Raw genomic sequence first — 13,085 nt, 5'->3', positions numbered from 1 at the left:
CTATTAGAAACGAGTAATGACTCAGAACCTCATCATGACATTGTTTGGCGATCCGTTCGCAGTGATGAACACGATTGGTTTGATCGCTTTCGCTTTCGTCGGTTCATCGAAAGCTATCCGTGAAAAATTCGATGTTTTCGGGATTGCTATCGTTGGTTTGACAATGGCATTTGCTGGTGGAGCAACACGTGATATCCTCGTGTCACGGATTCCGCTAGCACTCCAGTCACCCATCGAAATCAGCCTGGGACTCTTTGGAGTTGGATTAGCGATTGTACTGAGTGCCGTTCTCAAGTCACCAGACGCTCATCCAATCACGGTTATTGCGGATGCAATCGGGCTTGCAGCTTTTACCACGACCGGTGCTATCGTTGCCGCCGAAACAGGCGTTTCAGTCTTTGGTGTCATCGCGATAGCAACAATCAATGCGGTGGGTGGTGGTGCGTTTGCCGATATCCTCCTAGATCGATCTCCATTTATTTTGTTTGATGACTTCTATGCAAGTTGTGCAGTGCTGGGCGGGTGTGCATTCTTCATAACAGACGCCATCGGAGTATCTGGGAGTACTGCTGCCGGAGCATGCGCTCTTGTTACTATCATAACCCGGTTAGCTGCGGTCACTTATGATTGGGACCTCCCGACCCTACAAGGAGTATTTAAATAATGAATCAGAATTGTTACGCATTCATTCAACGAAACCGTCGTCGGCAAAATGATGTTCTCCTCACAGTCGGTCTCATCGGCGGACTGGAACTGAGTCCCTTCTATCTACAATTCCGTCAAAACCGAATTTGACGAGAACGACTACTCGAAACGACAATGAAGCGTGCAGCGAACTGGAACGGTTAGGCTTTTTTTTAGTAGCTACAACGAATGAGCATGACAGCCGAGAACGAGGACAGAGCAATGCGGTACTTCAGACACGCAGTCGTGAATCACTGGAACCCGTATGAACTCGACTTAGCGGCAGATATAGATACCCTCACCGGACTCAGCCGACGTGCATTCACCCAGGTGCGCGCATTGGTCGCCATGTTCGGTGCGGGTGAGGAGAACGTGACAGAGGAACTCACCTCACTAGCTGCGATCATCGACGGGGAGAGCGACCAGCGGTTCGTCGCCAACCACATGTACGAGGAGGCCAAGCACGCCGCGTTTTTCGATCGCTACTGGAGCCTGGCAATCGAACCGGCAGAGATTGCTCGGGAGATGGACCCGACACTGCCGACCGCTGACCGATGGTTCTCGGAACCGTATGAGTCGGTGTTCGACCGGACCGCGAGAGCGATGCGCAGACTGTTGGACGCGGACACGCCCGCAAACCGCGCCAGAGCGTACTGTCACTACCACTTGACGGTAGAGGGCGTTCTCGGCCAGACCGGCTTCCACGCTATAGAAGCAACCTTCGGGCCTAGAACGGATGGCCCGTCGCTCTCGGGCCTCGTTGAGGGAACTACCGCTGTACGACGGGACGAGGGGCGACACGTCGGATACGGGATGGACCGACTCGCGGACCTCTTACGCAACGAGGACATCGACCGTTCACTTATCGAGGCAACAGTCGCAGACCTCGCCGACCCGGTCGACGCCGTCGTCGAGACCATGGGCTGGAAGCACCTCCCCGGGCCCGACAGTGAAGACCTCTCGGCATTCGCCGGTCAGCAACGCCGAGACCGACTACAACAGCTACCTGACGGAAACGATCCTGAACGGACGGTTGGAGAGTAACGATGCAGGCCATTGTAGTTCCCGAGTACGGCGATAGTTCGGTCCTGACAGTCACTGAGCGACCAGCGCCGACACGGGCCCCAGACGAGGTCAGTATCAACGTCGAAGCGGCAGGCGTCAACTTCGCTGATGTCGAACAGCGCAAAGGGAACTACCCCGGTGGGCCGTCACCACCGTTCGTCCCTGGCTTAGAGGTCGCTGGAATTGTCACAGAGGCGCCCTCGGAGAGTGATATCGAAGCCGGCGATCGGGTCGCCGCGCTCACCTCGAGCGGTGGGTACGCGACGGTCGCGACAGCGCCAGTCCAACACACGTTCCCGATACCCGAGTCGCTCTCCTGGGCCGAAGCGACCGCGCTGCCAGTCCAAGGATTGACCGCCCACAACGTTCTTCACGAGTGGGGCGGTCTGTCGGCGGACGATCGGGTCCTAGTCCACGCCGGAGCGGGCGGCGTCGGTTCGCTCGCCGTCCAACTGGCAGATGCGGCTGTGGCCACCGTGTACACCACCGCGAGCACCGAAGCGAAACGCGAGCAGACCCTCGATCTCGGTGCCGACCACGCTCTCGACTACACGGAAACAGACGTGGCCGACACCCTGCTGACGCGAACCGACGGCGAGGGCGTCGACCTCGTCCTCGATGGCGTCGGTGGCGACGCCTTTGCTGCGGGCGTCGAGGCGCTTGCTCCGGCCGGGCGTATCGTTTCGTTCGGAATGGCCAGTGGGTCTGTCCCGACCGTTGCGACGCCACGTCTGTTCTTCGAGAACCAGTCGCTCTTAGGTTACCATCTCGAACACGCGCTCGCCCATGTCCCCGAGCGGGTGCTGAGCGCCGTACCATCCCTGACCCGGCATCTACGGTCTGGCTCGGTTGAGGTCGTCGTCGACCGAACACTTCCACTGGGCGAACCCCAGCAGGCCCATGATGCCCTCGCCAACAGAGAGACTACGGGCAAAGTGGTCCTCGTCCCCTGAGGATTCGATAGGGGTCGACCTGGCGTGAATCGGGACAGTTTTGACGGCCGCTATAAAATCACGGACCATGTCTGATAACCAGGATGTTGGCGCCCGTGTCGAAAGCATCGTCGCAGACAGGCTGCGCGTTGGACAGGAAGCGCTCAACGACGAGACGCGCTTCGACGGAGAGGCTCTCAACGCTGAATCATTAGACATGGTCGAGGTCGCTGAGGCTGTCGAAGCCGATATCGGCGTTCACGTCCCCGACGAGGATCTCGAAGAAATAGAAACAGTTGGTGACCTCCGATCGTACGTTGTCGAGCGCGCCTGAGATGGGTCGGGACGTCGTCGTAACCGGCCTCGGACTGGTGACGCCGCTCGGGCAGACGACCGAGAGCACTTGGAACGGCCTCGTCGACGGGGCCTCAGGGTGTGGACCGATAACGCAGTTCGATCCCGACGAGGCTGGCCTGCGGACTGACATTGCCGGCGAGGTGGGGACAGACACCGGTGTCATCAACACGGACATCCTCGTTGACGACCGGACCATGGGTCGGTACGCACAGTTCGCCGTCACTGCCGCCGCCGAAGCACTTGACGACGCTGGTTTCGACCCCATCTCCCCGGCTTGGAATTCCGATCGGGTCGGTACCAGCATCGGATCGGGTTTGGCCGGGCTCTCCGAGGTCGAAGCCGCAGCTGGCGACCGCCCATCACCTTCATTCCTCGTGACCGCACTGACGAATCTCGCGGCTGGCCACGTCAGCATCTGCATCGACGCAAGAGGGCCGAACCGTGCGCCGGGGACGGCCTGTTCAGCGGGGACACACGCCATTGGGGCCGCAACCGACGATATCCGTCGTGGACGGGCCGACGTTGCCGTGGCCGGGGGGACCGACGCCGCGATATCACCGCTCGGAGTCGGGAGCTTCGAAGCGATGCGTGCACTCAGCTCGCGCACGGACGACCCCGAAGCCGCGAGCCGTCCCTTCGACGCCGATAGAGATGGATTAGTTCTTGCTGAAGGTAGCGGCATTGTTGTGCTCGAGGCACGGGACCACGCTCGTGAACGCGGGGCGACGCCGTACGCTGCCGTCTCCGGGGCCGGCTGGACCGGCGACGCCCACCATCCCACGCGGCCGACTGAATCAGGCGATGGGCTCCGTCGCTGTGTCGAGCAAGCGCTGTCTGAAGCTAATTACGAGCCCACCGCTGTCGACCACGTCAACGCCCACGCGACAAGTACATCCGTCGGTGACGCCCGAGAGGCCGAGGCCCTCGAGTCGGTGTTCGCATCCACGTCGACCCCCCCGGTGACGAGTATTAAAGGTCAAATCGGCCATACGCTCGGCGCCGCTGGTGCCATCGAAGCCGCCGTCGTCGCACAGACTATCTCAAAGGGCATCGTCCCACCGACAGCGAATTACGAGACGCCCGACCCAGATTGCAATGTGCCAGTCGTTACTGAGACACGTAAAAATGAAATAGATGTCGTGGTGAGTACGTCTGCCGGCTTTGGCGGTACGAACGGCGCACTCGTACTCGAGCAACCGTGACCGGGGAACCAGATGCACCTGACATTGACGTCGGATCTGCTGTCAGTCACGGCATCGACGTGGTGTCTATACCCAGAATCGGCGATCTCCTCGATGAGTTCGGTACCTCGTTTCGGGACCGGGTGTTCACTCCAGCCGAGCAAGCGTACTGTGACGCGCAGGGCTTCCCACCACAGCATTACGCCGCCCGCTGGGCAGCCAAGGAAGCGTTCCTGAAGACGCTGACCGACCCAGCACCCGGCGTCCCAATCGTAGCAATCGAAATTGACCGGCGGAATAATGGACCGCGGCTCTCGCTAGCGCCCGCTGCGTCCGAGGCTCTCGGGGAAACACTTGACGAACTGGGGACATCGCTCGAAACGGCCGACATCGACGTCAGTCTCAGTCACGACCGAACTGCTGGCTACGCCGTCGGATCGGTGACCGTCGTGAGCGCAGCGAGTCGACACGACTAAGCGACCACCTCGATACACCCTACTCAATGTCCACCGAGGGACCACCGGTGACACTCGACGGGACCGCATTCCTCTTTCCCGGACAGGGAAGTCAGACTGCCGGTATGGGGCGGGCGTTCTACGACAACTGGCCCGAGATGCGTACGACGTTCGATCGACTCGACGCCGCGATCGATATCGATCTCCGGGAGATGTGTTTCGACGGGACTGAAGCGGAGATACGACGAGTGAGCAACACCCAGCCGCTGTTACTGACGACTGGAGTTTCGGTCTACGAGGCGGTACGGATGCGCTTCGGCGTCAAGCCGGCGCTCATGGCCGGCCACAGCCTCGGCCACTTTTCCGCACTAGCTGCTTCGGATGCTTTGGACCCCGTAGCGACAGCCTCTCTCACCCACGAGCGGGGACGATGTATGGAGCGGGCGGCGGCCACCGACGGACCAGGGACGATGATTTCAGTGTTGCTGTCCGATCCGGAGACAGTTGAAGACGCGTGCGCTGCCCGCGACGACGTAGGTGTGGCCCTCTATAACGCGCCGAAACAGACTGTCATCAGCGGTACCACTGAGGGTGTAGCGTCGGTCCGAGCGACGCTTGAGGAACGAACGCGAACCCGTTTCCGGGAGCTAGATGTCGGCGGGGCGTTTCACTCGCCGGTGATGGCATCGGCGGTCGACTGTGTAGAGGACGCGATGACCGAAGTGACGATTCGTGAAGCCAGGGTCCCCATCGTCTCTGATGTGACCGGAGACACGTACACGGACCCAAACGTCGCACGCCGGGATCTGACGACCCAGGTTACGTCGTCCGTCGACTGGGTACGCGCCGTCGAGCAACTCCGCGAACAGGGTATCGAACGGTTCGTCGAGTTCCCGCCCGCGGGAGTGCTATCGAATCTTGTCGAGCGCATCGCGCCGCAAGCCGACTGTATCACTCTTGAGACGCCTTCGGACGCTCGGGAGGCTTTCGCGTAATGGATTTCAACGGCCAAGTCGCAGTCGTCACCGGCGGGACGCGAGGGATCGGGCGTGCTGTGACGGAGCGGTTGGCCAAACTGGGCGCGACTGTCATCGCTACCTACCACGAGAACGAGGCGGCGGCCGAGCAGACGGCAACCGAGTTGGCCAAATTCGAGAGCGAGACAGCTGTCGAGCAGTTTGACGTCACTGATTACGATGCCGTGGCGGCGACGTTCGAAACCATCACCGAGCGATACGGCGCCCCAACCGTGCTCGTCAACAACGCAGGAACAGTCAACAATGGCCTGCTGCTTCGTATGACACCCGAGCAGTGGCGGCGCGTCATTGATGTCAACCTCACGGGAACGTTCTACTGCACGCGAGAAGCGGCCAAACAAATGCTTCGGCACACCGATCAGGACGGCCGGATCGTCAACGTCGCCAGTATCGCTGCTCAGTGCGGTCAGACCGGTCAGGCCAACTACGCCGCCAGCAAGGCCGGTGTCCTCGGGTTTACCCGATCGGCCGCCCGCGAGCTGGGCGGTAAAGACATCCGAGTGAATGCCGTGGCACCGGGATACACAGACACTGACTTGCTCGACGAATTGGAAGGCTACGAGTCCGTCGTTGAATCCAATGCTGCAAGTGGGCGTGTGGCCACTCCAGCAGAAGTCGCTGCTGTTGTGGCCTTCTTAGCCAGCGATGACGCGGGGTATATCAACGGCGAGGTTGTTCGCGTTGACGACGGCCTTATTTTGTGACTGTTAGCCAATTTCCGTTCTATTTATTACATTCAAACTCTCAGTCCGCTACTGGTCGATAGGTTTCTCTCGTCGCGGTGTCGGAAGACGAGATTCAAGACTTCAATGCTCTGTAGTTTCTTTAGACGGGAGTGTCACGACTACGTTATCGTCGTAAAAATCGAAGTGACAAATCCGGTGTGGCATTTGGAATTTATCTCTTCACCCGTGTTACGGCGTCGTGTTAAGATAAGGATGAGGTGGCCGGTGTTTCGAATTTCTATGTCCGAAATCGACCGCCTCAGCGAGGATAACGAGTGGGTTGATTTGGATTTTGTGGACCGAGAACGGACACCCGAGCAAATCATTGAAATGGGTATTCGACTCCACTTGGCTGGTTTGTCACTTTCGAATACCAAACAGCATCTTGAAAGGTTGGGTGTCCAACGCAGTCGAGCCGCCATCCATAACTGGGTGCAGAAGGCCGATCTACAGCGGACCGGCACGAGATCGTCGAATTACGTTACGGTCGACGAAACCGTAATTCAGATCGGGACCGACCGCTACTGGCTGTACGCAGCGGTCGATCCCACGACTAACGAATTTCTGCACGTACGGCTGTTTCCGAACACGAATTCAGGACTTACATACGTGTTTCTGCGTGAACTCCGCGAGAAACACGACATCGGCGATACGACGTTTTTCATCGACGACGCCGCCCACCTCAAAGACGCACTCTCACGACTCGGCCTCCAATTTCATATACGTCGCCACGGAAATCGCAACAGCGTCGAACATATCTTTCGTGAGGTAAAACGACGAGCCTCCTCGTTTGCAAATACGTTTAGTCACGTCGAGCCGTCGACAGCTGAATCCAGGCTCGAATCCTTCGCTGTCTGGTGGAACCGATGCCAAAGTTAACACCTACCAGAGATAGCTTATCCACCTTAGGTAGATGAGGTGGGCGAGTTAGATGAGGTTTGTTTTATATAAATCCCAGAACAACGCACCGGTTCGAGGGTTCGGTTTTAAGTCCTGAATGTGTCATACACTGTGCGTGTTTCTAGTTCCCGTGGCCCGCTTGATATTGTAGGGGCATATTTCAGTCCTTGAGAACCACAATAAACCGAACGGGGAGTACCAATAGTGGCTCCACTCGTGAGGGTGGCAATTTTGTGTGGTTAACGTTAACAATACACATTTTTGTACTCCCACATTCGATTTGAAGCATGGCCGATCCAGATAACGATCCGTCTGATCAGGGGCAACAACTACAAATCCAGTTCACCGACAAGATTCACGCTGTTGAGAGTATTATTGTGTCTGACGATGGCCTCGTTGAGCGGATGCGTGACATATTTGGCGACGAGTTGCGAGTCGTTGGCGCGTACAATGAGCATACTTTCGAGTTCCTGTACGCCGACGCGGAAATCACCGAGCAGTACACAGAGGAGGAGCTTATCGCAACGGGTGATGAATTTATTTTGAGTGGCCAGCGAGAAGATACGTATCAAGAGCAGCTCTTCCATCTCGGTGAGTTGGAATACAATGTGCGGGGGTTCGAAGACGGACAAGTACTCCGGATTCCGCTAACCCAGGCGACAGGGCTGACCATCTCGGTCGCCAGCACTGCCAACGTCTCGCTTCCCCAGTTCATCGACCAATTAACGCACCGACATGACGTCGTTTTCCGATGACAACCTCTGATCTTGAGCAGTCAACGCTGATTAATCCAGAGCCGTCGGCATTCGTTAACTAGGGCTCTCTCCAATGAGCGCACGCCGCAGAGGCAGTGAGCTTATGGCGTCCATTATCAAGTCAAAGTTCCAGACCAGTAACTCCGATATAGTTTTGTAAACGAATCACTTGATTTGATTAGTCGTAGTGAGATGGCAGAAACACACCACCATTTCCGAAGCTATTTTTCGAAGTCGTTGGGGAGTTCGGCAAAGATTCTGGGATTAGCGTTTAGTATTTTGAGAGGTTCGCCTGGAGGAGATCATTATCTTCTGCCGTTGATTGAATGATATTCGCGACATCTTCGAACCGAGAGGTTGACAGCAAGACATCGAGAACGGCGTTGAGCGGGACGTCAAGTTCGTACTCGTGGTAGCGACCGGCTGAAAGCCCTTCATTGCGTTCGTATACACTGATGAGCCCAAGCATATTCATATCCGACAGGTGATCACGAACACGCCGTTCACTAACGCTATCGGCATCTAACCTGTCGCAAATTTTGATGTACCGTTCATAGAGGTCACGGGAGCGGACTGGGACTTCATCGAGGGCTTGGTGATACGCCAGCGCACACAGTACAGCGTGGCCCTGCGTAGTTAGTTCCTGCATTCCCTCATAGAGCTGATTCTTTTCCAGTTCATCCTGCGCATCGCGAACGTAATCTCCAGTCACAGCCTCGGATTCTTCTGCCTGAGCGATTTCACCCGCTTCGCGCAAGAGGCGAATGGCCTGACGCGCCGACCCAGTATCTTGTGCCGCGAAAGCCGCACAAAGCGGAACAACATCCTCTTCAAGCACATCTTCATGAAATGCCTTCTCAGCCCGCGGTCGGAGGATGGAACGCAGTTGATTGGCATCGTATGGTGGGAACAGTATCTCTTTTTCTGCCAGTGTATCCTTGACTTTCGGGGAGAGATTCTCCCGGAATTGGAAATCGTTACTGATGCCGACAATAACCGGTCGAGCGTCGTCGACATAATCGTTCGACTGAGCTCGAGGCAGCCCGTATAGGATATCGTCCGATTGACCGATGTTATCGATCTCGTCAAGAACGATCACGACAGTCCCTCCAAGGGAGTCTAGTTCTTCATAGAGAAGATCAAACACCCGTTGCTGCGAATATCCCGTCGTGCTGATCCGATCTTTTTCTTGATCCTTGCGGATCTCATTCACGAGTGCGACTGCTACTTGATACGACGAGGAAAGATTCTCACAGCTAACCCAGACGGTCGAAAGGTCGACGTCATCATATGAAGTTGCATCAGCCTCCAAATGAGAGAGCATGAACTTCGTTGCAACTGTCTTTCCAGTCCCGGTTTTCCCATAAAGAAAAATATTCGATGTCGGTCGATTGTCGATAATTGGTTGGAGAGCTCGTTGATACTTTTCCAGTTCGTCATCCCGTTCGCGAATGTCTTCTGGTTCGTAGGAATCGTCTAGGGGAGTCGCATCTGCGAACACTTGTCGATCCCGTTCAAACATCCCCATGAGAAACTCACTCTCAGTATAATATGATAAAACCAGTGGTTCCTTAGCTTCCGGAGCGTCCGAAGCTATGTGATTTATAACTCCACCCCACACCGTGACTTCCTAAGCTCTATCTTTTATATGACACAGTCACACCACTTTTTCCGGAGCTATCTAGTATCTGGGTAGCCTATAGGACTTATACTGGTCTAGCGTGGGGAAAGATTTATATCTATATTAGACTAACCTAACCCGTAAGACACTAAATAAAAAATGTAAGAAATCTAGATATACTAGATGCGGATATGAAAACATGAGAGTTTTGCTGATAGTAGTCGTAATCTTCACCTCGACCTCCATGGGTTCCTTTGAAGAATCCCAATAGCTTCGGAAATAATGGTGTGAGGGTCACCCTATTCTCCAGAAGAGAAAAGCTTCGGAAACGGTGGAGGGTTAGTCTCCCGTCTCAGCTTGTACCCCGGACACAAACAAGTCTCTAAGATCGCTAGGTCCCATCTTCACTGGAAATTGATTTGTGTGGTTCGTCGTTTCAGTACTGTCGGCAACAGGATATGCTCTGATCGTATCACCCCTCTCAAGAATATCAATAGCTTCGGAAATAGTGGTGTGTGTACGCCCTGCCGATCCATCATTTCCAATGTAATCTAAATCATCTTGTTTTATCTCTTCATCCGTGATACGCACTGTTTACTCAGGAAACGGTGGTGTGTGTGTGAACATCTGGATCATATTCTAGTAGCAGCTCTGCGGATGGTCTAATTCGATAGGTTATCTATACACATCCAATCGAATAGCTTCGGAAACAGTGGTGTGTGGGGCACCGTCCACGACAGTACTCTCGCGACTAATTTTCAGCGGAAATCCGGGGTCCGTTTCCCGGCTACCGACAAGCCAATGGGATTCAACGATCCGGAATCGTGTCTTGCCAGCTCATAATAACGTTGAAACTGCCCGATCTGACTTCTTATACGACCGAAAAGCTCGGGAAACAGTGGTGTGTCGCTAACCAACAATCAGTGGCCCAGCTATCAATTGTTGGTTAGCTAATTTTCGCGTCCGGTGAAATGAGAGTGAGACCTATCGCACCATCATGGATAATACAGTGGCAAACGACAAGCGATTCGAGCACCGTCAGCCAACCAGAGACCACGACAAGGAGCGAACGGCCATCCTGCATTTAGACGAGGCGTTTACTCTCAACCTCGTCAGGATCTCCGTGCCGAGGGCGTTATTGACGTCGTTCCCAGCGAAAGCATCTCGTTAATTAACCGTCGGGACGAGTCTTTACGATACAATCCGGCCGTCTCGGTGCCGAGGTGTACAGCCAGTAGAATACCTGTTCGTTCAACGAATTGAATATGGGGCGGACAACGTACACCACCAGCTCGACACGTGGGTCGCAGATCTCGTTGAGTTGATTGACGACGTGCAGGTCAGCGAATAGTTCCAACAGTGGCTGGATATCCAGAGCAAGTTCCATAACTACTCTGCCCAGGACACACTCTCATCTAACTGAAGTCTCCCGAGCCACGAAAGCCGCCGGCTACAACAGCTAACAAGAGGATTTCGACCGGTAGGTCTAGCAAGGTGAGGGCGCCATCTGGATTTGGGCATCCATCAGAACAAGTGCCCTGAATTCGGGAAGCCACCGTCTGTCATGCCAACACCGACTCTGAGTACGACGTCACCGACCCCGAAGACTGATCGCGAGTCCTCGTCGGAATTCGGTTGACGGCAGTGTTCGACGTCTCACAGACTGATAGAAAACCGTCCCCGATTTCAAGATCGAAGCGTATAGTACTGCGTACGGCCCCGTTGAAAGCCTGCTAACGGTCACCGATGGTATCAACGTATCATTCGTCGTTAATCGTCTTGATACCGGGATCTGTTTCGCTTAGCTGTGCTGTTAGCATCGCCGTTTTATATCACTCTATTAGATGCATTTTGAGACCATATGTGGGTGTTTGACTGTAAAAAAACTCTAAGGCTTGTATATTGTCACCATTCACAGTCTCATAATAGAATACGTATACAAATATCCGCAGTTTAGCCCGATAAAAATACCAAATTCTACAAATGGATGTAAGATGCTGATATAGAACTATAGGTGGCCTCAATAATCTAAACACGACCTGGATCGATGTCGTACTTTGATAAAATAGCGCTGATATTAGAATCGATTGCTTCCGATAGCATCGAGAAAGCTGCTGGTATCGAGTAAGCGCGTTACAGGTTGAAGACGTCAAGTCCTGTTCGCTCGTCGAGTTCGTGGACCAGGGGTGTCTCGCCGGGGAATACGACGACCTCAAAGGTTCCAGAGACGACTGCTTTCGAGCAGTGCCCACCCAACGACTCAAATGAATCCGTCCCCACCTGAATGTGTGTGTGGATTTTGTCGGAGCCTATGTTTCCCAAAAAAACTGGTCACCTCGCATTGCCCAGTAAACGTCTCTTCATTGTACTCTTGTTCTGAAACATCATAGTGGCCGAGAGTGACTTCGTCAACGGCACCGATTCCCATAAGAAATCCCTGTTCGATGTCGGCGTCGGCACGAAGAGCGGTGAGTGAATCGAGGACCTCTTCCCCAGGGTCAAGGCGAACGATGATCCGGTCGGATTCTGTGGTGTATTCCATACATGTTGATCATGATGAGGTAACGCATGTCAATCTTTGTATTCCGGTCGCCGATCTGAGTTATCGTCGAACTCCCAGTCTCTTCATGATAGTTGAAACGCAATTTCGTGGAGAGAAGAGGGTGTAATGCCCAAGTCACAATCACTATGGTAACGCGTGTACGGATGTTATCCTGTTGTATGGCGGCGCAGAATATTTAGGCTATCGTTGCCGTCAACGAAGCCGCATTATGCTACTACGAGTTCTCAAAACAGGTGTATATTTAACAGACGTGCACCGGACAGTACGAAGCCACGAGCTTCCTGGGCAACATCGGACACATAAGGCCACCACTCACAACTAATCACTGACTGCTTCAGACCGCTCAGCAGTCACTGTTCATCGGTCGTGTCCAAGCGTTCGAAATCGTTGTCTTCCTACGAGATACGCCGCTCATTTACCGGCACGACGATCAACTCCTGTTCGCTGTGGTCTTTGTCGCCAGGTTTGCTATTTTTAGCGGGTTTCCAGTACTCTCCAGCTATGCGGTTGAAGCAGCCCCAAGGTATAGCGGTCCGCTCAACGCGGTCACGAGTGGAGCGACATATGTTGGACTCGCAACCGCACCTGCTGTCGTGGTTGTTCTCGAAGAATTCGCTGGGTTTGACAAGCGCTGTGGTTCACCGTCCCAGTGTCCATCGTGTTCATCGCCGTCATTGGAGGATCGCTCTTGTGAAGCACGTTGTTGATTTTCAGAGGGCGGCGTCGATAGCATGTTTGAGCGCGTCATCGCCTGGTTTTCTGTAGAGTTCGCAGCGGAGCTGAAAGGCTCTGAGATACGGCGTTAGCTTG

General features: G+C 54.7%; 11 protein-coding genes and 2 pseudogenes. 10 read left to right on the top strand and 3 right to left on the bottom strand.

Features of this window, described 5'->3' with window-relative positions:
* Nucleotides 1-16 precede the first annotated feature (16 nt).
* The 10 genes from EGH21_RS22910 (at nucleotide 17) to EGH21_RS22865 (ending at nucleotide 8,091) form a co-directional block, all read left to right on the top strand.
* Entirely contained in the window at nucleotides 17-664 is a 648-nt protein-coding gene (locus EGH21_RS22910) for a trimeric intracellular cation channel family protein (protein ID WP_220620731.1), read from the top strand.
* A gap of 215 nt (nucleotides 665-879) precedes the next feature.
* Complete coding sequence (locus EGH21_RS22905) at nucleotides 880-1,728, top strand: ribonucleotide-diphosphate reductase subunit beta (RefSeq protein ID WP_220620730.1); 849 nt, start codon at nucleotides 880-882, stop codon at nucleotides 1,726-1,728.
* Nucleotides 1,729-1,730: 2 nt separating this feature from the next.
* A complete protein-coding gene (locus EGH21_RS22900; protein ID WP_220620729.1) occupies nucleotides 1,731-2,702 on the top strand; it encodes a quinone oxidoreductase family protein in 972 nt (323 codons plus the stop codon).
* A gap of 67 nt (nucleotides 2,703-2,769) precedes the next feature.
* Nucleotides 2,770-3,015 (top strand): acyl carrier protein, encoded by a 246-nt coding sequence (locus EGH21_RS22895; RefSeq protein ID WP_220620728.1) that lies wholly within the window; start codon nucleotides 2,770-2,772, stop codon nucleotides 3,013-3,015.
* A gap of 1 nt (nucleotide 3,016) precedes the next feature.
* Nucleotides 3,017-4,240, top strand: coding sequence for a beta-ketoacyl-[acyl-carrier-protein] synthase family protein (locus tag EGH21_RS22890; RefSeq protein WP_220620727.1), 1,224 nt, complete (start codon nucleotides 3,017-3,019; stop codon nucleotides 4,238-4,240).
* Entirely contained in the window at nucleotides 4,237-4,695 is a 459-nt protein-coding gene (locus EGH21_RS22885; RefSeq protein ID WP_328765751.1) for a holo-ACP synthase, read from the top strand. Before EGH21_RS22890 ends, EGH21_RS22885 begins: the two co-directional genes overlap by 4 nt.
* 47 nt (nucleotides 4,696-4,742) lie before the next feature.
* On the top strand, nucleotides 4,743-5,669 hold the full coding sequence (locus EGH21_RS22880) for an ACP S-malonyltransferase (RefSeq protein WP_220620725.1): 927 nt from the start codon (nucleotides 4,743-4,745) through the stop codon (nucleotides 5,667-5,669).
* Complete coding sequence (gene fabG / locus EGH21_RS22875; RefSeq protein WP_220620724.1) at nucleotides 5,669-6,415, top strand: 3-oxoacyl-ACP reductase FabG; 747 nt, start codon at nucleotides 5,669-5,671, stop codon at nucleotides 6,413-6,415. The genes EGH21_RS22880 and fabG overlap by 1 nt, the downstream gene beginning before the upstream one ends.
* Before the next feature lie 261 nt (nucleotides 6,416-6,676).
* Complete coding sequence (locus EGH21_RS22870; protein ID WP_220620723.1) at nucleotides 6,677-7,315, top strand: IS6 family transposase; 639 nt, start codon at nucleotides 6,677-6,679, stop codon at nucleotides 7,313-7,315.
* A gap of 308 nt (nucleotides 7,316-7,623) precedes the next feature.
* On the top strand, nucleotides 7,624-8,091 hold the full coding sequence (locus EGH21_RS22865) for a DUF7522 family protein (RefSeq protein ID WP_220620722.1): 468 nt from the start codon (nucleotides 7,624-7,626) through the stop codon (nucleotides 8,089-8,091).
* Between the two features lie 271 nt (nucleotides 8,092-8,362).
* On the opposite strand, the gene EGH21_RS22860 is transcribed toward EGH21_RS22865, so the two are convergent.
* The 3 genes and pseudogenes from EGH21_RS22860 to EGH21_RS22850 all read right to left on the bottom strand — a co-directional run.
* Entirely contained in the window at nucleotides 8,363-9,619 is a 1,257-nt protein-coding gene (locus EGH21_RS22860) for an orc1/cdc6 family replication initiation protein (RefSeq protein WP_220620721.1), read from the bottom strand.
* A 2,226-nt stretch (nucleotides 9,620-11,845) separates the two neighbouring features.
* Nucleotides 11,846-12,254 (bottom strand): annotated as a pseudogene (locus EGH21_RS22855) (PPC domain-containing DNA-binding protein).
* Between the two features lie 731 nt (nucleotides 12,255-12,985).
* Nucleotides 12,986-13,085, bottom strand: a pseudogene (locus EGH21_RS22850) (IS1595 family transposase); the annotation flags it as partial.

It is taken from the genome of Haloarcula rubra, assembly GCF_019599465.1.
GTDB classification, from domain to species: Archaea; Halobacteriota; Halobacteria; order Halobacteriales; family Haloarculaceae; genus Haloarcula; species Haloarcula rubra.
The sequence above is the reverse complement of the archived record's forward strand: the minus strand, read 5'-3'. Positions and strand labels throughout refer to the sequence as shown.

What these genes read in the sequence shown, in the direction of transcription:
- EGH21_RS22870 (WP_220620723.1), top strand. Translation starts at nt 6,677, where the DNA reads ATGTCCGAAATCGACCGCCTCAGCGAGGATAACGAGTGGGTTGATTTG.
- EGH21_RS22865 (WP_220620722.1), top strand. Translation starts at nt 7,624, where the DNA reads ATGGCCGATCCAGATAACGATCCGTCTGATCAGGGGCAACAACTACAA.
- EGH21_RS22895 (WP_220620728.1), top strand. Translation starts at nt 2,770, where the DNA reads ATGTCTGATAACCAGGATGTTGGCGCCCGTGTCGAAAGCATCGTCGCA.
- EGH21_RS22910 (WP_220620731.1), top strand. Translation starts at nt 17, where the DNA reads ATGACTCAGAACCTCATCATGACATTGTTTGGCGATCCGTTCGCAGTG.
- EGH21_RS22890 (WP_220620727.1), top strand. Translation starts at nt 3,017, where the DNA reads ATGGGTCGGGACGTCGTCGTAACCGGCCTCGGACTGGTGACGCCGCTC.
- fabG (WP_220620724.1), top strand. Translation starts at nt 5,669, where the DNA reads ATGGATTTCAACGGCCAAGTCGCAGTCGTCACCGGCGGGACGCGAGGG.
- EGH21_RS22860 (WP_220620721.1), bottom strand. Translation starts at nt 9,619, where the DNA reads ATGGGGATGTTTGAACGGGATCGACAAGTGTTCGCAGATGCGACTCCC.
- EGH21_RS22905 (WP_220620730.1), top strand. Translation starts at nt 880, where the DNA reads ATGACAGCCGAGAACGAGGACAGAGCAATGCGGTACTTCAGACACGCA.
- EGH21_RS22900 (WP_220620729.1), top strand. Translation starts at nt 1,731, where the DNA reads ATGCAGGCCATTGTAGTTCCCGAGTACGGCGATAGTTCGGTCCTGACA.